This window comes from Halomonas sp. KG2, from assembly GCA_030440445.1.
Lineage (GTDB): Bacteria > Pseudomonadota > Gammaproteobacteria > Pseudomonadales > Halomonadaceae > Vreelandella.
In genome coordinates this window covers 3207448-3230537 of the sequence record CP098528.1, presented here as the reverse complement: position 1 = coordinate 3230537, position 23090 = coordinate 3207448, and the positions used below count along the sequence as shown (strand labels likewise).

Genomic DNA, 23090 nt, shown 5'->3' with positions numbered 1-23090 from the left:
GCTACCCCTAAGGCAGTCACCGGTAAAAAACGTTCCGTTAAGCTCGCACGTTTATGGTGGGCTACTGAAATGTTGGGCCGCCTGCTTCTTCACCCCATACTTCTTCCAAGCGATCATCACGACCACAGCTCAAGCGATAAAATCGGTAGCGCAGTGGATTTTTTTCATAGTAATCCTGGTGATACTCTTCAGCTTCCCAGAACTCGCTGGCAGGGGCTATCTCAGTCGCTATAGCCTGGTCAAAGCGTGCTTCCATTTCAGCTTTGGATGCTTCTGCTAGTTCTCGTTGTTCATCATCATGGTAGAAAATTGCTGAGCGGTACTGGTCACCGCTGTCGCAAAACTGGCGGTCTATGGCGAAGGGGTCAATATTGCGCCAGAAAATCTCTAGCAGCTGTTCGTAGCTGATTTGGCTGTCATCGTAGGCAATTTGCACCACTTCGACATGGCCAGTTCCACCGCGAGAAATCTGCTCGTAGGTAGGGTTTTCAAGCTCGCCGCCCATATAACCAGAGATGGTGGCGCTGACGCCGGGCTGCTTATCGTAGGGCGGTTCCATGCACCAAAAACAGCCGCCAGCAAAAGTGGCTTCCGTATTGGATTGGGCATGGAGTGGCGTGCTGGCGAGACCTGCGGCCGCTATGACAAACAGCGTTAAGGGCTGAGATAAGAGGCGAAAACGGTGGTATCGAATCATTGTAAGCACTCCAGTAGACGTGGTGAGTTATCGCTCGATGTCGAGTCGCTTAGTGGCAACGTTGGCTAATACCTTACATAACCTATTCGCTACCCCAGCCGGTAAGGCCATACTGTGTCTAACGTATCCAATGCCGCTCTGATAGTCGGCTCCGCGGCACGTTCTTTGCGCCATATCATGCTAAGTGCGCAGGGCAGACGAACATTTTCGGCTACAGCCAAACCGCTTTCCTGGCGTTCGGCCATTGCCAGCGCGTCCCTTGCTAAGCTTAGACCCACTCCCGCACGTACTAAATCCAGCATACAAGCTTCTTGGTCTACTTGGGCAACCCTATTAGGTGTGGCGCCACTTGGGGTTAGGACGCGCTCTAGCAGCCGGTGGTGTGCCGAGACCGAGGGCGTGACTATCCAGGGAAGTCTGGCTAGAGCTTCCCAGCGAGTATCTAACAGTTTGGTTTCCCAGCCTGCTGGGGCAATTACGTGATAGTGGAAGTGGGTCAGCTCACGCCAAGCAAGGATTTCGCTTCCTGATCCTTCGCCGGGAGGGGCGAGAAAAAAGCCCACATCCAGTTCGCCTTGCTCTACTTTCGTTAATACGTTGCCACTCATCCCGTGGTGCAGCTCGGTTTCCAATTGAGGGGCGCGAGCCATCAATCGGCTGAGAAATTTGCCCAGCCGAATAAATTCCGGGTCAACAATCGTGCCGATTTTTAGTTTTCCTCGCAGGGTGCTGTGCAAAGCGCTAGCGCGTTGCTCAAAGGCCAGGGCGCTGGCCAGGGCATTTTCTGCGGCGGGCAATAACGCATAGCCATCGGCGGTTAGCGTTAACCCCTGAGGGCGACGGGTGAATAGGGTTAACCCTAAGTGCTGCTGAAGTTGCTTCAACTTTAGACTGACGGCGGGTTGAGTCAGGCATAGCTGGTCAGCTGCCCGTGAAACGCTTCCAGTACGTGCGACGGCTACAAATGCCCGTAGCGCTGAGTTCTCTTGCATAAGCGAGCGCCTGTTGCTGTTATGTTATTAGTAAAGCTTATATCCAGGTTAAAGATTACTCAATTGATTGCCTTTTAGAGCGTGTTAATCTGTCGATACTTAATTTGTTATTTTAATCTGCTTATAAAGGTAGCCCAATGACAACAACCGCTATTAACCATTTCATTAACGGGCAGATCAACGAGGGAGTCTCGGGTCGCTCTCAAAATGTCTTTAATCCTGCGACGGGTAACGTCACCGGAAACGTAGTGCTTGCCTCTGCACACGATGTAGATAGTGCTGTGCAAGCCGCTAAAGCGGCATTTCCTACTTGGGCCGATACCCCGCCCATTCGCCGGGCACGGGTAATGTTCAAGTTTTTGGAGCTGCTCAACGCCCATAAAGATGCATTGGCGGAAGCAATTACTAAAGAGCATGGCAAAGTGTTTACTGATGCCCAGGGCGAAGTTGCCCGGGGGATTGATGTCGTTGAATTCGCTTGCGGTATTCCTCAGTTGTTAAAGGGCGACTATACCGAGCAGGTGAGTACGGGTATTGATAACTGGACCATGCGTCAGCCATTGGGTGTGGTGGCTGGCATTACGCCGTTCAACTTCCCCGTCATGGTACCGATGTGGATGTTCCCCGTGGCGATTGCTGCAGGTAACACCTTTGTTCTTAAGCCTAGTCCGCTTGACCCCAGTGCCTCGCTGATGATTGCCGATCTGCTCAAGCAGGCTGGTCTGCCGGATGGTGTGTTCAATGTGGTTCAGGGCGATAAAGACAGCGTTGAAGCGTTGATCGACCATCCGGATGTTAAGGCGTTGTCGTTTGTTGGCTCTACGCCGATTGCTAACCTGATTTACGAGCGCGGCGCTAAGCACGGTAAGCGGGTGCAAGCACTGGGTGGCGCTAAAAACCATATGGTAGTGATGCCGGATGCCAACTTGGATAAAGCGGTGGATGCCTTAATCGGCGCTGCTTATGGCTCGGCGGGCGAACGTTGTATGGCAATCAGCGTGGCGGTGCTGGTGGGCGATGTGGCGGATGGCGTGGTGGCTCAACTGGCGGAACGTGCCAAGGCGCTGAAGGTTAAAGACGGCATGCAGCTGGATGCGGAAATGGGCCCGATTGTCACCCGTCAGGCTCACGAGCGGATTACCGGTTACATTAATAAAGGTGTAGAAGAAGGCGCACACTTGGTGGTAGATGGCCGTGAATTTGATGTCGCGCAAACCGGCGACGGCTGTGCCGAAGGCTTCTGGATGGGCGGTACTCTGTTTGATCATGTCACCCCCGAGATGACCATTTATAAAGAAGAGATATTCGGCCCAGTGTTGGTCTGTGTTCGGGTGCCGGATATTGCCACTGCCATTCAACTGATCAATGACCATGAATTTGGTAACGGAGTGAGCTGCTTCACTGAGAGCGGTAGCGTTGCGCGGGAATTTGGTCGCCGTATTCAGGTGGGCATGGTCGGCATCAATGTGCCCATTCCGGTACCCATGGCGTGGCATGGTTTCGGCGGTTGGAAGCGTTCGCTGTTTGGCGATACGCATGCTTATGGTGAAGAGGGCGTACGCTTCTATACCAAACAGAAATCCATTATGCAGCGCTGGTCAGACTCTATTGATTCAGGCGCCGAGTTTGTGATGCCTACGGCGAAGTAACGCCATTACGTTACGGGAGCCCGTTCATGTCACATGTTACTAATAATAACTTCGATTATATTGTGATCGGCGCAGGCACCGCAGGGTGCCTGATGGCTAACAGACTCAGTGCTAACCCAAGTAATAAGGTGTTGCTAATTGAAGCAGGCGGGCCGGATAACTACCACTGGATTCATATTCCGGTGGGCTATCTTTACTGCATCAACAACCCGCGCACTGACTGGCTGTTTCGTACCGAGCCTGACAAAGGGCTCAATGGCCGCTCACTTATTTACCCCCGGGGTAAAACGCTAGGTGGCTGCTCCAGCATTAACGGCATGCTTTATCTACGTGGTCAGGCACGCGATTACGATCACTGGGCCGAGTTGACCGGCGATGACGCCTGGCGGTGGGAGAACTGCTTGCCAGATTTTATGAAACACGAAGACCATCACCGTTTGGATGAAGGTGGTGAAGGCGATGCCGATCATCGCCGTTATCATGGTCATGGTGGCGAATGGCGGATCGAAAAACAGCGCTTAAGCTGGCAAGTGCTAGATGATTTTGCTGAGGCGGCGGTGCAAGCGGGCATTCCGCGCACTGACGATTTCAATCGTGGTGATAACGAAGGCGTTAACTATTTTGAAGTCAACCAGCGCAATGGCTGGCGCTGGAATACTTCTAAAGCGTTTTTGCGGCCGATCAAGCAACGCACCAACCTAACGATCTGGCACTCTACCCACGTCAATCGTTTGCTATTTGAACCACAAGGTGGCCAACCACGCTGCACGGGCGCTGAGCTTTTGCGTGAAGGCGCAACGATCAACGTGACAGCCAATAAAGAAGTTGTGCTGAGTGCTGGCGCTATCGGTTCGCCACAGATTCTGCAGCTTTCCGGTATTGGCGCGCCCGAGCTATTACAACAACACGGTATTGATGTGGTGGCAGCGCTACCTGGCGTAGGCGAAAACTTGCAGGACCACTTGCAGATTCGTTCTGTCTATAAGGTGAAAGGGGCAAAAACGCTCAATACCATGGCCAGTACTCTACTGGGTAAAGCCATGATTGGTTTGGAATACGTGCTGAAACGTAGGGGGCCGATGAGTATGGCGCCTTCTCAGTTATGTATCTTTACGCGCAGTTCTGACGAGTATCAGCACGCCAACATCGAGTACCACGTACAGCCATTAAGTCTGGATGCGTTTGGCCAGCCGTTACACGACTTCCCGGCGATTACTGCCAGTGTCTGCAACCTTAACCCCACAAGCCGTGGCTCGGTAAGGATCAAAAACCGTGATCCACAGACGGCGCCCGCCATTGAGCCTAACTACCTGAGCACGCAAGAAGACCGCAAGGTGGCGGCAGACTCATTACGGGTTACGCGGCGAATTGCCGAGCAGCAGGCATTCGCTAAGTATCAGCCAGAAGAGTTTAAGCCTGGGGTGCAGTATCAAAGCGACGAAGAGCTGGCCAAATTGGCGGGCGATATCGGTACCACGATCTTTCACCCCGTTGGGACGGCGAAAATGGGCCGCGATGACGATCCGGGGGCCGTGGTGGATTCCAAGCTGCGTGTTAAGGGCGTGAGCGGTCTGCGAGTAGTGGACGCCAGTATTATGCCGACCATTACCAGCGGTAATACCAACTCACCTACCTTAATGATTGCTGAGAAAGCAGCAGGGTGGATGGTGGCAGCGGACTAGTCATCACCCTGACATTTTTTTTAACTATAGTATTGACGTGCGGCTAAGTTAAGCGCATGCTGAATGCAGTTGGTTAGCAAGTCGAACGTTGTCAGCAGTATCGAAACGCCCAAGCGTTTAGTCTGGTGAAAGTTTCTTGTTCTACCCACTGCAACTCGGGTATTACCCGGCTCTACATCAAGCTACATCGAGGATTTCGATCATGGCAACTGGTACCGTTAAGTGGTTTAACGACACTAAAGGCTTCGGCTTCATTTCTCCGGACGACAATGGCGACGACCTGTTCGCGCATTTCTCTGAAATTCAAGCTGACGGCTTCAAAACTCTGCAAGACGGTCAGAAGGTTTCCTTCGACGTGACTCAGGGTAAAAAAGGCCTTCAGGCTTCTAACATCAAAGTTCTTTAATTAGAAACGATGATGTTCGCTGTTAGCGGTTAACGCTAATATGCTAAAAAACCCCGCTTTCGCGGGGTTTTTTCGTTTTTATCTAATCGGTATCCTGTTCACTTCTCACTTCTCACTTCTCACTTCTCACTTCTCACTTCTCACTTCTCACTTCTCACTTCTCACTTCTCACTTCTCACCTGGAGTGCCCCTGAAAAAGTAGACACCTTTTTCAGAGAGAAGGTGTTATGAAATATAAGCGTAGCCCCAGGTATTCCGATGAGTTTAAACGTGAAGCCGTGCAAACGTCACTCTCTTCACCGCAGACGCAGACAGCGCTTGCTGCCAAACTATGTATACATCCGAATACATTAAGTCGTTGGCGCAAGGAGTTGACCATGGATCACACATCGTCTGACAAGAAAATTGCCAATGATGGCCCTGAAAAAAGCGTTCAGGAGCTTGAAAATGAAATCAAGAGGTTGAAAAAACAGCTAAGAAGATCCCAGCTGGAGACTGAAATCTTAAAAAAAGCGGACGAGTACTTTATCAAGCACGGCAAGTAAAATTTGCTTTTATTGAGATCCATCGCCAGTTGCAGTGGCCGCTCTCAATAACTTGTGAAGTACTCGGTGTCTCTCGATCAGGTTACTACCGATGGAAAGGTCGCCAACGGCGTCCCGGGAAAATGCAAAAGCGTCATCAAAGCATCACGTCTTTTTTGCTAGAGCGTGCCAAGAAAATGAAAAGCGTGCCCGGTTATCGGAAACTATGGATTGAAGCTCAAGATGAAGGGTACCGCTGCGGGAAGAATCAGGTTCAACGCCTCCTTCAAGAAGCAGGCTATCGCTCCTGTACCGCCTTGAAACCCGGGTATCGGGGTAATCCCCCCATTTTTAGAGGGCTTCAAAAGTAGGCCTCAGGCCATCATGGCCAACTTCTGTTGAGGAGTGATTCCTCCGAGTCCCATATTGGGTCGTTCGTGATTGTAGTGCCAGAGCCAGCGAGTAGCATAACCTTGGACTTCTTCGGTGCTGTCGAACAGATACTGGGCCAGCCAATCGTAACGCACCGTTCGGTTGTAGCGTTCGATATAGGCATTCTGCTGGGGCTTGCCGGGCTGGATAAACGCCAACACAATGCCTTGGTTTTTCGCCCAGTTCGCCAGCTTGCCGCTGATGTATTCAGGGCCGTTGTCACAGCGAATAGAGCGCGGTTTGCCCCGCCACTCAATGATCTGCTCCAGTGACCGTATAACACGCTCTGTCGGAAGCGAGAAGTCTACTTCGATGCAAAGGCCTTCGCGGTTGAAGTCATCAATCACATTCAGCAGCCGGTATCTGCGACCATCGTTGAGCTGGTCGTGCATGAAGTCCATCGACCAACTGTCATTGATCATTTCCGGCACGGCCAATGGCTCCGGCTTTTCACGAACCAGGCGTTTCTTGGGTTTTATCCGCAGGTTCAGTTCCAGCTCCCGATAAATTCGGTAAACCCGTTTGTGATTCCAGCCAAACCCTTTGACGTTTCTCAGGTGCAAAAAGCACAGGCCGAAGCCCCAATTGCGCTGGTTATGGGTCAACCGGATTAGCCAGTCGGCGATCTCGGTATTCTCGCTGCTGAGCTTGGCCCGGTAGCGATAGCAGGTCTCGCTGATGCTGAACATCCAGCAAGCCAGTCGAATGCTGATGCGCTTCTCATTGACGGCTTTCTGCGCCATCTCACGGCGTCGAGACGGCTTCACCACTTTTTTTCGATGGCTTCCTTGAGGATGTCCGCTTTCAATCGTTCCTCAGCGTACATCTTCTTGAGCCGTCGGTTTTCATCCTCTAGCTCTTTCAACCGGGCCATCATGGACGCATCCATGCCGCCGAATTTAGCTCGCCACTTGTAGAAAGTCGCACTGCTCATGCCATGCTCACGACACAGCTCTGGAACCGGAGCGCCGCCTTCGGCTTGCTTGAGAATTGACAGTATTTGGCTGTCAGAAAAACGTGATTTTTTCATGCAGAATCTCCCTGCGTTTAGCTTACGGAAAATTCTACTTTTGAACACCCTGGTTTTTCGGGGGGATTACCTCGGCGCACTGTGTCGACATTACCCGTTTTGCCTAACTTACTGAATCGGCGATTTTCAGTCGGCGAGCCGAACAAGGTTTGGGTCTCGGATATTACCCAGATTCGCTGTAAGGAAGGATGGCTCTATCTGGTAGCTGTCATGGACCTTGGTACCCGTCAAATCGTTGGTTATGCGCAGGGGGCAGTCAACAGTTCACAACTGGTGTTAAACGCACTGGAGTCAGCCTGGAAGTATTCTCAACCGGTTGGAAAGGAATTACTTTTTCATTCTGACCAAGGCACACAGTATCGCAGCGAAGAGGTGATGGCGTGGCTTAACGGCCGCGAGGTCACAATAAGCATGTCTCGCCGAGGAAACTGTTGGGATAATGCCTGTGCAGAAAGCTTTTTTGCCTTGCTCAAGAAGGAATGGACAAAGCCGCTAGGCACTATAGAACGAAGCGATATGGGCGATGAGATCCGATACTATATTGATGAGTTCTATCCAAAAATGAGAAGACACATGACGCTAGGAGGTCTCACTCCCAGCGCCTATGCTGCGAACAGTTAAACCCAAGTGTCTACAAAAATGGGGGCATACCAACTTCTCACTTCTCACTTCTCACTTCTCACTTCTCACTTCTCACGCCTATATTCTTTTTTGTTCTTACTGTGTTTCTAAAAATAACTTTTTAGAATATCTCCGAGGCGGCACAATGCTCCTAAGATTTTAGGTTAGGGATGCAGGATATGTCGCTGGATGCTTGGATAGCCGTGGGGGTAGTGCTGACTATCTTCCCGTTAATGACACTGTCTCGACTGGGGCCAGACATTATTCTGCTTGGTGCCGTCGTGGTGTTAATGACCTTGGGGGTCATTGATCCTCAGCAGGCGCTGGGTGGTTTTTCCAACAGTGGCTTGTTCACCGTGGCCTTCATGTATGTGCTGGTTGCCAGTATTCGTGAAACGGGCGGCATTGACCTGATTATTCGCTATGTACTGGGTCGTCCTAACAGTGAGCGGGGTGCGCTTGTTCGGCTGCTGTTACCCGTGGCATCGCTGAGCGGTTTCCTCAATAACACGCCCGTAGTGGCTACCTACATCCCTGCTGTAATGAGTTGGAGTCGGCGACTAAGGCTTTCTCCTCAACGGCTTTTAATGCCGCTCAGCTTCGCTTCCATTCTAGGCGGTACCATTACACTGTTTGGTACCAGTACTAACTTAGTTGTGCATGGTTTGTTAGTAGAGCGCTATCCCGCGCTTGAGATGGGGCTATTTGATTTAGCGTGGGTAGGTGTCCCTGTTGCGCTGGTGGGTCTTGCTTATCTTATCTTCTTAGGGCCACGCTTATTGCCCTCACGAGAGGGGATGTCAAAAGCGTTTGCTAATCCTCGCGAGTTCACTATCGAAATGGAAGTTGATCCGGCGGGGGTGCTGGTTGATCGTACGGTGGAAGAAGCTGGATTACGCCACCTTCAAGAGCTTTTTCTAGTCGAAATTGAGCGTGCAGGTAATGTGGTGAGTGTGGTGGGGCCAGGCGAGCAGCTAAAGGCAGGCGACCGACTCGTTTTTGTGGGCACCTCGGACGCCGCTGTAGAGCTACAGCAGATTCGTGGACTCATCCCTTCTCGTGATGCGGCGTCGAGTTTGGAAAAAGAGTTTAAAGAGCGTCGCTTGGTTGAAGCAGTGGTATCGAACCAGTGTCAGTTTATTGGACAGCGGATTCGTGACGGCCGTTTTAGAACGCTGTATGGCGCTGCTGTATTAGCAATCTGTCGTGGCGGTGAGCGGGTAACCGGCAACTTAGGCCAAGTCCGTTTGCAACCTGCTGATGTGCTGCTGTTAGAAGCGCGCCCTCCGTTCATTGAGCGCCACCGCCAATCGAAAGACTTTCTTTTAATTAGTGAGTTGAACGGTTCAGCGCGGCCTGTTCATGAAAAAGCTCCGCTGGCTTGGGCGATTCTGTTGGGGGCGGTGCTGTTGGCGGCATTAGGTGTCTTAAGTATGCTCAATGCTGCCATGTTGGGCGCGGCGCTCGCGCTGTTAACCGGTTGTTGTTCCGTGGGCGCTGCTAAGCGTGGCCTGGATACGCAAGTGTTGCTGACCATTGCAGCATCGTTCGGGGTGGGGGCTGCGCTGCAAACATCCGGCGCGGCGGATTTCCTGGCGGGCAGTGTTCTATCGTTGGTAGCGGGTAACCCATTGTTGCTATTAATTGCTACTTATTGCGTTGTGGCAATGTTAACCGAGTTGGTAACCAATAATGCCGCTGCGGTGATCATTTTTCCGGTGATCATGGCAGCAGCAGAAAGCCTGGGGGTTAACCCGATGCCCTACGTGGTGGCGGTAATGTTTGCTGCCTCGGCGAGTTTTTTGACACCGATTGGTTATCAAACGAATCTCATGGTGCATGGCCCTGGCGGCTACCGGGTCAGTGATTTCTTACGCGTTGGTGGTGGCTTAAACCTATTGACGGGAGCCATTGCCTTAACCCTTATTCCACTGGTTTGGCCGCTTTAAGCAGGCAAATGACTCGCTCAACGCGTCACTTTACGCTAGGGTGGCGCTTTTAACGTCAGCAAGGAAAGAGCCCATGACAGCCCCAGGCGAACTGATTATTGAACCGCAAAATGGTCAACCCGCCGATGCGTGCGTGTTTATTATTCACGGGTTGGGTGCCGATGGGCACGATTTCGAGCCGCTAGTGCCAGCCCTGACACTACCAGACTCAGCACATGTGCGTTTTATTATGCCCCATGCGCCGCGCTTGCCGGTCACTATTAATGGCGGCATGGTGATGCCTGCGTGGTACGATATTCTCGCTATGGACTTAGGGCGTCGGGTAGATGAAGTGCAGCTGAAAACATCTGCTGAACGTATCCAGGCGCTGATTGAAGAACAGATTGATCAAGGGATCGACAGTCGTCGTATTATCGTAGCGGGTTTTTCCCAAGGTGGCGCAGTCGCTTATCAGGCGGCACTCTCGTTCCCTCAGCCTCTTGGCGGACTGTTGGCAATGTCGACCTATTTTGCGACGGCCGATAGCATCGATTTAGCTGACTCCAATCGTGAGATACCCATCGAAGTGCATCATGGGAATTTCGACCCCATCGTTCCTGAGACTCTGGGTCGCAGTGGTGTCGAACGCCTAAAAGAAATGGGCTACACGGTTAATTATCGCCAGTATCCGATGGCGCATGCGCTATGCCCGCAGCAGGTAAATGATATTGGTAAGTGGCTGAGCGAGCGGTTGGGCTAAGTGGGTAAGCAGTACCGAGGTCGTAGAGCTGGCGCACCTGGTGATATTCCTCGTGAGGGGTGGCTCGATATTATTTGGCGTGTAGTGCGAGCTGCACGTCGGGACCGGATTACTATCTTTGCCGCGGGCATCGCTTTTTATGCTCTGCTGGCGCTATTTCCGACCATCGCCGCCGTTATTTCTCTTTGGGGTTTGCTGTTTGATCCTGTTGAGGCAGGCCGTCAGCTTTACGAAATTAGCCGCTTTATGCCACCGGATGCGGCAAACTTGATTGACCAGCAGGCTCAAGAGGTGGTCGAGACGACGGAGTCTGGCAATGTGATGACAGCGCTTGCGGGGCTGTTAGTGGCCATGTACATCGCGTCGAAAAGTGTTTCCATATTAGTGGTTGGCTTAAACGTAGTGTATGGCGAACACGAAAAGCGCCCGTTATTGCTACGTGGTGTTGTGCTGGTATCGTTGACCTTTGGCTTGATCATAATGACGCTAGTGTCACTGGGGTTTATCGCCATTGTGCCGATAGTGGTGGATGCGCTGACGATTGAGCCACCGGTGGATAGTGTTTTGAAATGGCTGCGTTGGCCCGCGCTGTTGTTACTGATGAGCGTGCTTATTGCTTTGCTGTATCGTTACGCGCCTTATCGACGTTCTGCCCAGTGGCGCTGGTTAAGCTATGGCACGCTGTTTGCCACCACTATGTGGTTACTAGGCTCAGGTGGCTTGTCGCTTTACGTACGGTACTTTTCTACCTTTAGTGAGTTGTATGGCTCTCTTGGTGCTGTTGTGGCGCTAATGCTGTGGTTTTGGCTGTCAGCGTTTGTGGTGCTGTTTGGTGCCGAACTCAACTGCGAAATGGAGCGCCAGACCTGCAACGACACAACGGTGGGAGCTGCTCGCTCACTTGGCGAACGTCAGGCATTTGCTGCTGACACGGTGGGTGTTGAAAATCCCTGGAATAGCGAAAATGTTGATGCGCGACACCAACCGCGGGATTAATGAACCTGTAAATAATAGCCACTAAACAACACCGCCCAGCTTTGCTGGGCGGTGTTGTTTAGTGGAAGTGTGAATCGGTAGGGTTTTTGCGGCAAACGTTACAACAGCTCTTCGGCAGCCAGCGCCAAGCGTGAACGTTCAACGCTTTTCAGGGTAATGTGTCCAGCATGGGGCCAATCCCTAAATCGTTCGACAACCGCAGCCATGCCACAGGTGTTGGCGGTGAGGTAGGGCGTGTCGATCTGGCCAACGTTGCCTAAACAGACAATTTTGGTATTTCGACCCGCTCGGGTTACCAGTGACTTCAGTTGTTTGGGGGTGAAGTTTTGCGCCTCGTCAATAATCAAGAACGTATCGTTTAAGGTACGCCCACGCATAAAGCTCGGTGCGCGAATCTGTACCCTAGAGCCAATTAACTGCCGAGTAGCACCATTATCCCAGCTAGATTCCCCTTCTTCGTTACGCAATAGGTTGTCCATATTGTCGTGGAAGGCGCCCATCCACGGTGACATTTTCTCCTCTTCGGTGCCCGGTAAGAAGCCGATATCTTCACCCATGGGTATTGGCGCACGGGTAAACACAATGCGCTCAAATAGTTTGGCGTCCAGTGTTTGCTGGAACGCTGCAGCGAGTGTCATAAAGGTTTTGCCGGTGCCTGCATTACCAGCAATGGTGACCAGATCAATGTCTGGGTCCATCAGCAAATTGAGGGTGAAGTTTTGGCGACTGTCGTGAGCATGAACGCCCCATACGCCCGCATGGTGACGGTAGTTGGTAAGTAGCTGTAGTCGGGCAGATGACGGTGAAAGCTCACGGACAATGGCTTCAAACTCAGCGCCATTTTCGCTATCGGACACCAGCATGCCGACATGCCAATGGCGAGGCATGTTGCCACTTAGCTGATAAAAGGTGTGGTGGTCGACACGTTCAACGGTGACGTCGACATTGAGTGCTTCCCACAGCGAAGCACCATCCTGTCCGGCAGTGGCGTAAACCTGTGCGCCTTCAATCATGGCATCGCTGTCAGAATAGGCGCGATCATTCAGGTAATCTTCCACCGGCACTTTTAGCGCGGCAGCTTTCACCCTCAGGTTGATATCTTTAGTGATCAGGATGACGGAAGCATCCGGACGCTCATCGCGTAACCGGCAGGTTTCCGCCAGAATGCGGTTGTCGGGGTTGTCATCAAGGGAGTCGAAGGGTTTAAGGTCGTTGTAGCACAAAAAATGGAGGCGGCCCGATTCACCACTGATGCGGGGAATAGGAATGCCTTTCTGGATTTCGTCGAAGGTGACTTGGCTGGTTAAGTCGGAAAGCGTACGGCTAATTTGCCGCGCCGTACGGGCAATCTCTCTGATGCCGTTTTTATGCTTATCTAGCTCCTCGAGTACAGTCATGGGGATAACGACGTCGTGCTCATCAAAGTGGTAGAGCGCGGCGGGGTCGTGGATAAGGACATTCGTGTCTAGGACATACAGCCTAGTCGCTTTCTTATCGAGTCGTACCATCGTGGAAACTACTCCTTAGTTGACGGCAACATCGACACTGGCAGATGCACTTTACGCTTAGATGACACTCACCTGTGCCGGTTCTCTAGCGTGTCCTTTTGATCTCCTTATGTAGCACTTTTTTACAAGTTCCTTAATAGAGTGGAAGGCATAAGCAATTTTTTCCAATGCTCTATTTCAACGCTATTACAAAGCATCAACGGGTAGTGCCTAAAAAGCGTGACACCTTCGTTAGCAGCGCGGTGGCGACTACGCCCAGGCTTTCACCCTCTACGTAGCGATAATAGTGGCTGTCCAGGGCGAGATCATGATTTAACGCGCAAAGCTGATGGCTTTCTATGGCTTCTTTCACCAATGGGTAGGGTAGTAGTGCCCAGCCAGTGCCATTGATAGCGGCATCGCGAATGACCTCGAACATGGTCAGCCCGAGGTAATTTGTCGAAAAAAGTGCCTCACTGACTAGCTTATCGCCCTGCTCATAGGTTAAGCACACCTGGGTATATTGGGCGAGATCATCGCGGGTAACGCTGGGCAAGCGGCTTAGCGGGTGCGACGTTGCCGCTACTAGGCACATGCTCACCGGTGCAAGATTACTGGCATTTACGTCGGCACCTTCAGCGGTATACAACCCAAAGGCGATATCAACGGTTTGGCGAAGGACGAACTGTGGGTGCTCTTGAGGAGGCAATAAATATACCGAGATGGCCGTAAGCGGATAGCGCTGCTTTAAATCGTGCATGACTTGTCGCCAAAATGCTTCGGGCAACGCATCATCCCTGGCAATGCACAGCTGGCTTTCTACGCCTTGCAGGTGCTGTTGGCAGTGTTTTTTGATTCGGCTGGCACTTGTCAGCAGTCGGTAGCAGTCCGGCAGCACGCTTTCACCTACCGCAGTGAGCTGTAGGCTATTGCCTGAGCGCTCGAACAGCACGACCCCAAGACTATCTTCCAAGGCATTCACTGTGGCGCTTAGCGTGCTGCGCTTTATCCCTGTGTGTCGCGCGGCCGCCGCAAAGGAGCCATGTTCAGTAACGTCAATAAACGCCTGCACTTGTTCTGCGCGCATGGGTTACTCCATTGAGAGCCAAGAAAGTTGGCGCTGAGCGATTGGTGAAACGTTAGTGTACTCACTACGATGCGTTGGGTTTAACATACTTTACTGGAGTATTTCGCGTGACCCCCTTTGTCGCCGAGCGCCGTGCGCTCAGATTTTCTGCTGTCTCTGCCAGCCTGTTTGCCTTTACCGGCCTTGCACTCGGGCTTGCCAGTGGATCAATTACTATTTTATTCGATAGTGGCTATTCGCTATTAAGTTTAGTGCTGGCGTCGCTGTCGTTGTTTGCGTTAAAGCAGGCGCGCAAACCGGCAGATAATCATTACCCCTTTGGGCGGCTGACCGTAGAGCCGTTGGCTGTGCTGCTTAAAGGCGTAGTGATCGCGTTAGTGTGCCTGTTCTCAATGGTGTCTGCTGTGTGGAGTCTTGCGCAAGGCGGGCGGCTGGTAACGTTAGATCTTGCGTTGATGTTTGGCGTGGTGAATGTGGCAGGCTGTTTACTTACTTGGTGGTGGTTGAGCCGTTATGCTCGAATTGCGCGCTCTTCACTGCTGGCTGCCGAGCTGCGTCAGTGGCAAATGGACACATGGCTGAGTGCCGCTGTGATGCTGGGCTTTGCGCTCACATGGGGGTTAACGCTGACCCCTTGGGCTCATCTGGCGCGTTTTGCCGATCCTGTGATGGTGCTGATTATCGCCGGATACTTCTTGCCGATGCCTATTCGCATGATGCGTGGCGCGCTGCGCGAATTGATGTTTGGCGAGCCGTTGGGTAGCGTTCGCCAGGACGTAGTACAAGAGGTGGCAGACTTCGATATTGCCAATGACGACGTACGTTTAGCTCAGGTTGGTAGCTTCTTAATGGTTGATATTCAACTGGATATGCAACAAATCAATGATGCGGAGGAGATTGTTGAAAGTGTAGAACAGCACTGCAAACAGCGTAATCTGCGTGCAGTGACCAGCATTACATTAGTAACTTAATTTATTAGCAGCAGAATAGGCAGCAGTGACAGCGCTGCCTCAACCTGAGCCGTTGCCGATAGGCGTTTAGTCGTTTGCTCTCTTTTGAGGCTTACCTTTGCGCTGGGTGCTTGCCATCTCTTCAAGTTCCTCTTCGCTCATTGAGTCATACATGTCTTTGGAGGAGTCATAAAGTTCACTAGGCTTTGTTTCACCACGCTTGGCAGAAAGCGCCGCTCCCGCGGCTTTCTGCTGCGCTTTGGAAGTTGCTTTCATAGGTCGACTCCTGTCAGTTGACTTCCTTAAACCAATCACGATATTAAGCTTAGCAGAGAGAAGTGTCCTTTCCAGACGAGCTGACGATGTTAACTTAAGAGAATTCCATGACACCGGCGATTAATAGCGCGAAACACGCGGGAATTGCGTTTCAGATCCATGAGTATCAACACGATGCTGCTGCGCAATCTTACGGGCTGGAGGCAGCTGAAAAACTGGGTGTTGCCGCTCAGCAAGTGTTTAAAACCTTGGTAGTTATCCTGGATGGTAAGCAGTTGGCAGTTGGTATTGTACCGGTCACCAGCCAACTGGGATTAAAGCAAATTGCTAAAGCGGCAGGGGCGAAAAAAGCGTCAATGGCGGCGCCAGGTGACGTGGAGCGGACCACGGGTTATGTGCTTGGTGGTGTTAGCCCGCTGGGCCAGAAAAAGCGTCTGCCTACGTTTATCGACGACTCGGCGCAGACATTTTCGACACTGTATGTAAGTGCGGGGCGACGTGGGCTGGAGATTGAGCTTGCTCCGAACGACTTAGTAGCGTTATGCCAGGGGCGTTTTGCGGCGCTAGCAACGACTCTTTCCTAATCTCTGATCTACTATTTATGGGACTAGCAACCACTCATCTATGGGGCTAGCAACCACCCATGTTGTACCGTTCGCCTATCCTTGCCAAGGCATAGGTTGGCGCTTTCTGGTATGGTGCTTCACATTATAGGTTTGCTGGGCAATATAGCCCCTTCAGGATAATTTTGTGTCTGACACTTCTTTTGCATCGCTTGCGCTCTCTCCTGCGCTTTTAAGCAACTTAGATTCCCTTGGCTATCACGCAATGACGCCTGTGCAGGCGCAAAGCCTGCCACCGATGTTGGCGGGGCGTGATGTGTTGGCTCAGGCCAAAACGGGGTCGGGGAAAACCGCTGCCTTTGGCTTGGCACTGCTGGCTGAGTTACGCGTAGAAGCATTTGCTGTACAGGGCCTTGTGCTGTGCCCCACCCGAGAGCTCGCCGACCAGGTGGCCGAAGAGCTACGTCGTTTAGCGCGTGGGTTGCCCAACGTTAAAGTACTTACTCTGTGCGGCGGAGCGCCGTTTGGGCCGCAGCTAGGCTCCTTGGAGCATGGTGCGCATATTGTCGTGGGCACGCCGGGACGTATCGACGAGCATTTGCGCAAAGGCTCGTTGACACTGGGGTCGCTTACCACCTTGGTACTTGATGAAGCCGATCGTATGCTCGATATGGGTTTTCAAGACACCATTGATGCGATCATTGATGAGACCCCAGCTGATCGCCAAACGCTGCTGTTTAGTGCGACATTCCCAGACGATCAGGCTTCAGGTGGCCTGACTGCTATGACCCGCGGCATTATGCGTGAGCCAGTGATGGTCAAAGTGGCCGAGGTTCATGATGCCACTACTATTGATCAACACTTCTATGACGTTGCCAATGAAGAGGCGCGTTTCGCGGCCCTTCAACAGCTGCTACTGGTTTATCGGCCAGCGACCAGCGTGGTGTTCTGCAACACTAAACGCGAAACTCAGGCAGTGGCTGAGCAACTGGTGGATGCTGGCTTTAGTGCCGTGGCGCTCAACGGCGACTTAGAGCAGAAAGATCGTGATCGTCGCCTAATTCTGTTTGCTAACCAAAGTGCGTCTATTCTAGTAGCAACGGATGTTGCTGCGCGCGGTTTAGATATTGCTCAGTTAGATGCGGTGTTTAATTATCAGATTGCCCGTGAGCTTGATGTCCACGTGCATCGAGTAGGGCGAACCGGGCGCGCAGGGGCTAGCGGCATTGCCTGTACGCTGGTCACACCTAAGGAGCATTATCGGCTGGAGCGGTTGGAAGGCTTGCTAGAACAACCGATTACCACCGAACCCTTGCCCAAACCCCAGCATTCAGTGCCCTTTGAACCGCCTATGGCAACACTGCAGTTGGCGGGTGGTAAGAAAGACAAACTGCGCCCGGGGGATATCCTAGGGGCGCTAACCAGCGAAGGTGGCCTGCGTGGTGATCAGGTAGGCAAAATTAAAGTGCTGGCCCGCAGTGCCTATGTGGCAGTGGAGCATGGGGCTGTTCAAAAAGCCCAGGCCAAACTTGAACGTGACAAACTTAAAGGGCGCGCTTTCCGCGTCCGCCGTATTCGCTATTGATCGATTAATGATTGTGCACAGATAGTAAAGAGGAGCCGACGCAGCTAACCATGAAAATCCCTAAGGAGGGTCTGATTAACGCCTGATTTGTCGCTGAATCGCTTTTCAATTCGAAAAAAAGCCGTTCAAACTCGATTTCGGCGTAATTTTTCCCTTTTTTGTTCGTTTTTTGCCCGTTTCCCGCCGTTTTGGCGGAATTCGGGCGCACTGGCCCTACGCCAGCAAGTATTTTTCACCGATCAGTAAATTGGTGAATGCTGCTAGCAAGTGCAACCGGGTACTGTTTTTGGCCAGGCCGCGATAGCGGACTTTGCTGTAGCCAAAGACCTGTTTGATGTAGCGGAATGGGTGTTCCACTTTGGCCCGAGCACTGGCTTTGAGCTTTTCAGCTTTCAACTGACGGTCATCCATTTTCTTGCGAGAGCCAGGACGTTTAGCAATGAACCAGGATACGTTTTTACGATTTTTATGCTCATCGCGCTTTTGAATCCCAAGATAACCAGCATCACCGAACACGCGCTGCTCGTCACCATGAAAAAGGTTACCGGCGGGCACAATGTCGTGGATGTTGGCTGCCGTGGTATCGATGCTGTGGATCAGGCCGAGCGTGTCATCGACGCCGATGTGCATCTTCATGCCGAAGTACCATTGATTGCCTTTTCGGGTCTGGTGCATCTCTGGGTCACGCTTGCCGCTCTCGTTCTTCGTGGAGCTTGGAGCAGAAATGATGGAAGCATCCACAATGCTACCTTCGCGCAGCATCAGACCGTTCTTCTCCAAGTGTTTGTTCACTTCTTTGAACAACACCTTGCCGAGGCCATGGCGTTCAAGGAAATGACGGAACTTGAGAATGGTGGTTTCATCCGGTAAGCGATCCAACTTCAGGCCGGCGAAGTGCCGCATGGATTCAATCTCGTACAGGGCATCTTCCATGGCCGGGTCGCTGAGGTTATAGAACAACTGCATGCAGTGGACTCGCAGCATGGTCGGCAGGGGATACGGTGGCCTGCCAGTCTGGCCCTTGGGATAATAACGAGCGACCTTCTTCTCCAACTGCTTCCACGGAATCAGTTTGTCCATCCGCTCCAGAAAGATCTCGCGGCGAGTCTTGCGCTTTTTGGTCTGGTACTCGGCTTCGGAGAAGGTGATCTGATCCATGGTGGCAACGAATCCTATGCGGTTGACGATGGCCGTATTATCGCTGATTTTGAGACTTAATCAGAGTCTCCCTAAGCGATTACAGCCCCTGGTCGATGATGGAATGGTCGACGAGGTGCTGGTGCAGTTAATGAGTGGTAAAGAGGCACAGGTGTATGTCGTGCGCTGCGGTGAAGAAGTACGTTGCGCCAAGGTCTTTAAAGAAGCTAAGCAGCGTAGCTTTAAACAGGCCGTGCAATACCAGGAAGGGCGCAAGGAGCGCAATAGTCGTCGTTCGCGCGCCATGGCCAAAAAGACTCGCTACGGTCAAAAAGAGCAGGAGCAGGCGTGGCTGAATGCGGAAGTCGATGCGCTATATCGTCTTGCTGCCGCTGATGTACGTGTGCCTGAGCCACATGGTTTTGTTGATGGCGTACTGCTCATGGAAATGATCAGTGATGCCGAGGGGAACGTAGCGCCACGTTTGGATGAAGTGACTCTAACCGAGGAACAAGCGCTGCGCTATCACGCCAAAGTGATTCAAGACGTAGTGCGAATGCTGTGCGCAGGTTTGATCCATGGCGACTTGTCTGAATTCAACGTGTTGGTTGATGCAGAAGGGCCGGTGATTATCGATTTGCCCCAGGCGGTGGATGCGGCGGGTAACAACAGCGCGGCGGCAATGCTAGAGCGCGATGTTGATAATATGCGCGCCTACTTCGGTCGTTTTGCCCCCGAGCTACTGACTACCCACTACGGTAAAGAAATGTGGGCCTTGTATGAAGCAGGCAAGCTACACCCTGATAGTAAGCTGACTGGCCATTTTGAACTTGATAGTCACATAGCTAATGTCGATGAGCTATTGGAAGTGATTGATGATGCCATTGAGGAAGAGGCTGATCGTCAGGCGCGCATGCGCGGTGATGATGACGAAGATTAATGTTTAATAGGGCATGGCTTTTATTGCAATGCTAGCCATGCCCTAGATTGGAAAGTTGTTTAACGCTTTCTTACTAGCTCCTTAGTATTTCCTCTGCTTCGCTTAATATATTCTCGACCGTAAAGCCGAAATGTTTGAACAGTTCGCCCGCAGGTGCAGATTCACCGTAGGTGGTCATACCGATAACACGACCATCCAGGCCAACGTACTTGTACCAGTAGTCGGCATGGCCCGCTTCGATCGCAATCCGTTTGGTGACTGCTTTGGGCAGTACACTTTCACGGTATTCCGCGTCCTGGCCATTAAAACGGTAGGTTGACGGCATGGAGACCACGCGCACCGCTTTACCCTGCTGCTCTAGTTCTGCTGCGGCGTCCATGGCAAGCGATACTTCAGAGCCGGTGGCAATCAAAATCAGCTCGGGCGTGCCGTCACTGTCTTTCAAAATGTAACCACCACGCTGAATAGCCGCTAGTTGCGCCTTGGTGCGCTGCTGATGAGGCAGGTTCTGGCGCGAGAGCACCAACGCGGTGGGGCCAGAGTGGCGTTTCACCGCGGCATCCCAGGAAGCCGCTGTTTCAACCGCGTCACAGGGGCGCCATGTGTTCAGGTTAGGCGTTGTGCGCAGGCTGGTCAGCTGCTCAATCGGCTGGTGGGTGGGTCCATCTTCGCCCAGGCCAATAGAGTCATGGGTAAATACATAAATGGCTTGTTGGCCCATCAGCGCGGCCATCCGCACGGCATTACGCATGTATTCCATGAAAATCAGGAAGGTCGCGCCATACGGAACGAAACCACCGTGAAGGGCGATACCATTCATCACCGCGCCCATGCCGAACTCACGTACCCCGTAGTGCAAGTAATTGCCGCTAGCGTCTTCCGGGGTGATAGCTTTGGCGCCCTTCCAGAAGGTCAAGTTAGACGGCGCAAGATCGGCGCTACCGCCGAGCAGCTCGGGCATTTGCGGGCCGATAACATTCAACGCTTCAAAAGAGGCCTTGCGAGAGGCAATGCTTTCACCTTTCTCTTGAGCCTGCTCAATGAGCGCGGCGGTTGAAAGTTCTGCCGGTAGCTGCGCCTTCATGCGGCGCTCAAACTCTTTGGCTTCGGCTGGGAATGCTTGGGCATAACGGGCGAAGCGGGCATCCCACTCCTGCTGGCGGGTTTTGCCAGCGTTACGGGCATCCCAAGCAGAATAAACGGGCTCGGGGATATGGAACGGTGCGTGTTCCCAGCCGAGTTGCTTACGGGCGAGGGCCACTTCGTCGTCACCTAAAGGTGCGCCGTGTGCCTCTTCTTTACCCTGTTTGTTAGGTGCGCCAAAGCCAATGATCGTTTTGCAGATAATCAGGCTAGGCTTATCGTCGTGGCTCTTGGCTAATTCAATAGCCGCTTTGATCTCTTCCGGCTTATGGCCGTCGACGTTTGGCACCACGTGCCAGCCGTACGCTTCAAAGCGCTTAGCGGTGTCGTCGGTAAACCAGCCTTCAACCTCGCCATCAATAGAGATGCCGTTGTCGTCATACAGGGCAATCAGCTTGCCAAGCTGCTGAGTACCGGCCAGCGATGCGGCTTCATGGGAGATGCCTTCCATTAAGCAGCCGTCACCCAGGAAGCACCACGTATGGTGATCAACAATGTTGTGGCCAGGGCGATTAAACTGCGCGGCCAGCGTTTTTTCAGCAATCGCAAAACCAACGGCGTTGGCGAACCCTTGGCCCAGCGGGCCGGTGGTAGTTTCGATGCCTGGCGCGTAGCCAAATTCCGGGTGGCCAGCCGTGGGCGAATGCAACTGGCGGAAGTTCTGCAGCTGTTCCAGGCTTAATTCATAGCCGCTGAGGTGCAGCAGCGAATAAAGCAGCATTGAGCCGTGGCCATTAGACAACACGAACCGGTCGCGATCAGCCCATTTGGGATCTTCGGGGTTGTGCTTGAGGTAGTCATTCCACAGCACCTCGGCGATATCAGCCATGCCCATAGGCGCGCCAGGGTGGCCAGATTTGGCCTTCTGAACAGCATCCATGGAAAGGGCGCGAATGGCATTGGCCAGCTCAAAACGGTTGTTCATATCGATTATGCCTTGAATGTTGATAGTTATCGTTAGTCGCCAGCCGTTAAGCGTTGAGCAATGAGTGTCTCTAACGTTTGCTGATCGCTGGCGAAACGCCGGATACCATCTGCCAACATGTCGTTAGCCATGGCGTCTAGATTGTGTTCCCAGCGAAACCTCGGTTCTGATAATGGTGAGGGGGCAATATGTTTAGCCTTGTGGAACTCAATAGTGGGAGTTAAATTCCCCTCCAGGCTGTTAAGTTGCTCAAGCAGCGAGGGCGAGATAGTCAGGCGATGACAGCCCGCTAATGCCAAGACTTGATCTGTCGTACGAAAACTTGCCCCCATAACGACCGTTTCATAATTGCCAGCAGCAGCCCTCCCGCAAATCCCCTTGACGAATAGCACGCCGGGATCATCGTCTGGTGTGAATTGTTTGCCTGTTTTATGTTTATACCAATCGCTAACGCGACCAACGAAAGGCGAAATCAGATAGACCCCAGCATCAAAGCAGGCTTGGGCCTGAGCGTCGCTGAACAGAAGCGTTAAGTTGCAATTGATGCCTTCGCGTTCTAACTGCTCGGCGGCGCGAATCCCTTCCCAGGTGGCAGCAAGTTTGATGAGTACTCGGTCACGCTGGATGCCGAGCTCTTCATAGCGTTCTATCAATTCGTAGGCTTTACGGATGCTCGCTTCCGTATCAAAAGAGAGATGTGCGGACACTTCTGTAGAAATTCGTCCTGGTATCACTTTGGATATCTGCTCACCAATAGCAACTGAAAGCCGGTCAACCACAAGGCTTGGGTTGCTCTTCTCAAAGCAAGAATCGGCAACCACCTTATCGATCATCGTTTGGTAGTGAGGGAATTCGAAGGCTTTAAGAATGAGCGAGGGGTTAGTGGTAGCGTCTTGCGGCTGGTAGCGGTTTATAGCATCTAAATCGCCTGTGTCGGCCACGACCAGAGAGTGCTCACGTAATTCATTCAGAAGTGACATGATGTCTCCATTTAAAATGAACGATTGCTGATCAAATGATTGTGCATTACGGGCGTATCAGTCAAATAAAATGCCGATTTTTTGCGATTTTACGCTATGCTACAAAAGTATAGTGATACTTATTTATGCAGTTTAATGATTTATTTTTGATTAAAAATCAATATTTTAATCTTTATTGCATAGGCTTTATGGTCTTGCCGTCTTTATCTTTCCTGATTGATCCTATGATCGGGTCATTTACAAATGAACAGTTGGTGGTAGATTGAACGCTGCTAGCAAATGGTTTGTGACTGAGTCTCA

General features: G+C 52.1%; 21 protein-coding genes. 12 read left to right on the top strand and 9 right to left on the bottom strand.

The features are described 5' to 3' along the window. Positions 1 to 61: 61 nt before the first annotated feature. Both msrA and NDQ72_15070 read right to left on the bottom strand, forming a co-directional pair. Positions 62 to 697, bottom strand: a complete 636-nt coding sequence (gene msrA, locus NDQ72_15075; GenBank protein ID WKD27369.1) for a peptide-methionine (S)-S-oxide reductase MsrA — start codon at positions 695 to 697, stop codon at positions 62 to 64. A gap of 89 nt (positions 698 to 786) precedes the next feature. Beyond that, positions 787 to 1689, bottom strand: a complete 903-nt coding sequence (locus tag NDQ72_15070; GenBank protein ID WKD27368.1) for a LysR family transcriptional regulator — start codon at positions 1687 to 1689, stop codon at positions 787 to 789. Positions 1690 to 1826: 137 nt separating this feature from the next. Between NDQ72_15070 and NDQ72_15065 the strand changes: the two genes are divergently transcribed. The 4 genes from NDQ72_15065 to NDQ72_15050 all read left to right on the top strand — a co-directional run bounded on the left by NDQ72_15065 (position 1827) and on the right by NDQ72_15050 (position 5971). Beyond that, positions 1827 to 3338 carry a CoA-acylating methylmalonate-semialdehyde dehydrogenase gene (locus NDQ72_15065; GenBank protein WKD27367.1) on the top strand — a complete coding sequence of 504 codons (1512 nt, stop codon included), beginning with the start codon at positions 1827 to 1829 and terminating at the stop codon, positions 3336 to 3338. Positions 3339 to 3364: 26 nt separating this feature from the next. Next, positions 3365 to 5020 carry a GMC family oxidoreductase N-terminal domain-containing protein gene (locus NDQ72_15060; protein WKD27366.1) on the top strand — a complete coding sequence of 552 codons (1656 nt, stop codon included), beginning with the start codon at positions 3365 to 3367 and terminating at the stop codon, positions 5018 to 5020. A gap of 202 nt (positions 5021 to 5222) precedes the next feature. Beyond that, a complete protein-coding gene (locus NDQ72_15055; GenBank protein WKD27365.1) occupies positions 5223 to 5426 on the top strand; it encodes a cold-shock protein in 204 nt (67 codons plus the stop codon). A 227-nt stretch (positions 5427 to 5653) separates the two neighbouring features. Further along, the gene (locus NDQ72_15050) at positions 5654 to 5971 is read left to right on the top strand and encodes a transposase (protein WKD27364.1); all 318 of its coding nucleotides are present in this window, start codon (positions 5654 to 5656) and stop codon (positions 5969 to 5971) included. 353 nt (positions 5972 to 6324) lie between these two features. Here NDQ72_15050 and NDQ72_15045 read toward each other — a convergent pair. Further along, positions 6325 to 7412, bottom strand: a protein-coding gene (locus NDQ72_15045; GenBank protein WKD27363.1) for an IS3 family transposase whose coding sequence is annotated in 2 segments (ribosomal slippage) — positions 6325 to 7160 and positions 7160 to 7412 — 1089 coding nt in all. Because the reading frame shifts where the segments join, the coding sequence is not laid out codon by codon here. An 81-nt stretch (positions 7413 to 7493) separates the two neighbouring features. Here NDQ72_15045 and NDQ72_15040 point away from each other — a divergent pair. The 4 genes from NDQ72_15040 (at position 7494) to NDQ72_15025 (ending at position 11717) form a co-directional block, all read left to right on the top strand. Further along, complete coding sequence (locus NDQ72_15040; GenBank protein WKD27362.1) at positions 7494 to 8033, top strand: IS3 family transposase; 540 nt, start codon at positions 7494 to 7496, stop codon at positions 8031 to 8033. A gap of 179 nt (positions 8034 to 8212) precedes the next feature. After that, entirely contained in the window at positions 8213 to 9982 is a 1770-nt protein-coding gene (locus tag NDQ72_15035) for an SLC13 family permease (protein WKD27361.1), read from the top strand. 73 nt (positions 9983 to 10055) lie between these two features. Continuing rightward, positions 10056 to 10721 (top strand): alpha/beta hydrolase, encoded by a 666-nt coding sequence (locus NDQ72_15030; protein ID WKD27360.1) that lies wholly within the window; start codon positions 10056 to 10058, stop codon positions 10719 to 10721. Further along, on the top strand, positions 10722 to 11717 hold the full coding sequence (locus tag NDQ72_15025) for a YihY/virulence factor BrkB family protein (GenBank protein WKD27359.1): 996 nt from the start codon (positions 10722 to 10724) through the stop codon (positions 11715 to 11717). A gap of 98 nt (positions 11718 to 11815) precedes the next feature. On the opposite strand, the gene NDQ72_15020 is transcribed toward NDQ72_15025, so the two are convergent. Both NDQ72_15020 and NDQ72_15015 read right to left on the bottom strand, forming a co-directional pair. After that, the gene (locus tag NDQ72_15020) at positions 11816 to 13225 is read right to left on the bottom strand and encodes a PhoH family protein (protein WKD27358.1); all 1410 of its coding nucleotides are present in this window, start codon (positions 13223 to 13225) and stop codon (positions 11816 to 11818) included. Between the two features lie 196 nt (positions 13226 to 13421). Then, positions 13422 to 14291 (bottom strand): LysR family transcriptional regulator, encoded by an 870-nt coding sequence (locus tag NDQ72_15015; GenBank protein WKD27357.1) that lies wholly within the window; start codon positions 14289 to 14291, stop codon positions 13422 to 13424. Positions 14292 to 14398: 107 nt separating this feature from the next. Between NDQ72_15015 and NDQ72_15010 the strand changes: the two genes are divergently transcribed. Continuing rightward, the gene (locus NDQ72_15010) at positions 14399 to 15262 is read left to right on the top strand and encodes a cation diffusion facilitator family transporter (protein ID WKD27356.1); all 864 of its coding nucleotides are present in this window, start codon (positions 14399 to 14401) and stop codon (positions 15260 to 15262) included. Positions 15263 to 15328: 66 nt separating this feature from the next. Here the strand turns inward: NDQ72_15010 and NDQ72_15005 are convergent, their stop codons facing one another. Next, positions 15329 to 15517 carry a DUF3008 family protein gene (locus tag NDQ72_15005; protein ID WKD27355.1) on the bottom strand — a complete coding sequence of 63 codons (189 nt, stop codon included), beginning with the start codon at positions 15515 to 15517 and terminating at the stop codon, positions 15329 to 15331. Between the two features lie 107 nt (positions 15518 to 15624). On the opposite strand from NDQ72_15005, the gene ybaK reads away from it, so the two are divergent. Both ybaK and dbpA read left to right on the top strand, forming a co-directional pair. Then, positions 15625 to 16101, top strand: a complete 477-nt coding sequence (gene ybaK / locus NDQ72_15000) for a Cys-tRNA(Pro) deacylase (protein ID WKD27354.1) — start codon at positions 15625 to 15627, stop codon at positions 16099 to 16101. A gap of 166 nt (positions 16102 to 16267) precedes the next feature. Further along, positions 16268 to 17665: an ATP-dependent RNA helicase DbpA gene (dbpA, locus tag NDQ72_14995; protein ID WKD27353.1), complete on the top strand. Its 1398-nt coding sequence runs from the start codon at positions 16268 to 16270 to the stop codon at positions 17663 to 17665. A gap of 213 nt (positions 17666 to 17878) precedes the next feature. Here dbpA and NDQ72_14990 read toward each other — a convergent pair whose 3' ends face one another. Next, complete coding sequence (locus NDQ72_14990) at positions 17879 to 18823, bottom strand: IS5 family transposase (GenBank protein ID WKD27352.1); 945 nt, start codon at positions 18821 to 18823, stop codon at positions 17879 to 17881. Positions 18824 to 18851: 28 nt separating this feature from the next. On the opposite strand from NDQ72_14990, the gene NDQ72_14985 reads away from it, so the two are divergent. Next, positions 18852 to 19742 (top strand): serine protein kinase RIO, encoded by an 891-nt coding sequence (locus NDQ72_14985; protein WKD30412.1) that lies wholly within the window; start codon positions 18852 to 18854, stop codon positions 19740 to 19742. 73 nt (positions 19743 to 19815) lie between these two features. Here the strand turns inward: NDQ72_14985 and tkt are convergent, their stop codons facing one another. Together tkt and tal are read right to left on the bottom strand one after the other, a co-directional pair. Beyond that, positions 19816 to 21810 carry a transketolase gene (tkt, locus tag NDQ72_14980; protein WKD27351.1) on the bottom strand — a complete coding sequence of 665 codons (1995 nt, stop codon included), beginning with the start codon at positions 21808 to 21810 and terminating at the stop codon, positions 19816 to 19818. A 32-nt stretch (positions 21811 to 21842) separates the two neighbouring features. Beyond that, positions 21843 to 22790 carry a transaldolase gene (gene tal / locus NDQ72_14975; GenBank protein WKD27350.1) on the bottom strand — a complete coding sequence of 316 codons (948 nt, stop codon included), beginning with the start codon at positions 22788 to 22790 and terminating at the stop codon, positions 21843 to 21845. Positions 22791 to 23090: the final 300 nt, after the last annotated feature.

Coding starts and splice junctions, on each gene's coding strand:
- msrA (WKD27369.1), bottom strand. CDS start 697: ATGATTCGATACCACCGTTTTCGCCTCTTATCTCAGCCCTTAACGCTG.
- NDQ72_15070 (WKD27368.1), bottom strand. CDS start 1,689: ATGCAAGAGAACTCAGCGCTACGGGCATTTGTAGCCGTCGCACGTACT.
- NDQ72_15065 (WKD27367.1), top strand. CDS start 1,827: ATGACAACAACCGCTATTAACCATTTCATTAACGGGCAGATCAACGAG.
- NDQ72_15060 (WKD27366.1), top strand. CDS start 3,365: ATGTCACATGTTACTAATAATAACTTCGATTATATTGTGATCGGCGCA.
- NDQ72_15055 (WKD27365.1), top strand. CDS start 5,223: ATGGCAACTGGTACCGTTAAGTGGTTTAACGACACTAAAGGCTTCGGC.
- NDQ72_15050 (WKD27364.1), top strand. CDS start 5,654: ATGAAATATAAGCGTAGCCCCAGGTATTCCGATGAGTTTAAACGTGAA.
- NDQ72_15035 (WKD27361.1), top strand. CDS start 8,213: ATGTCGCTGGATGCTTGGATAGCCGTGGGGGTAGTGCTGACTATCTTC.
- NDQ72_15030 (WKD27360.1), top strand. CDS start 10,056: ATGACAGCCCCAGGCGAACTGATTATTGAACCGCAAAATGGTCAACCC.
- NDQ72_15020 (WKD27358.1), bottom strand. CDS start 13,225: ATGGTACGACTCGATAAGAAAGCGACTAGGCTGTATGTCCTAGACACG.
- NDQ72_15015 (WKD27357.1), bottom strand. CDS start 14,291: ATGCGCGCAGAACAAGTGCAGGCGTTTATTGACGTTACTGAACATGGC.
- NDQ72_15005 (WKD27355.1), bottom strand. CDS start 15,517: ATGAAAGCAACTTCCAAAGCGCAGCAGAAAGCCGCGGGAGCGGCGCTT.
- ybaK (WKD27354.1), top strand. CDS start 15,625: ATGACACCGGCGATTAATAGCGCGAAACACGCGGGAATTGCGTTTCAG.
- NDQ72_14990 (WKD27352.1), bottom strand. CDS start 18,823: ATGGATCAGATCACCTTCTCCGAAGCCGAGTACCAGACCAAAAAGCGC.
- NDQ72_14985 (WKD30412.1), top strand. CDS start 18,852: ATGGCCGTATTATCGCTGATTTTGAGACTTAATCAGAGTCTCCCTAAG.
- tkt (WKD27351.1), bottom strand. CDS start 21,810: ATGAACAACCGTTTTGAGCTGGCCAATGCCATTCGCGCCCTTTCCATG.
- tal (WKD27350.1), bottom strand. CDS start 22,790: ATGTCACTTCTGAATGAATTACGTGAGCACTCTCTGGTCGTGGCCGAC.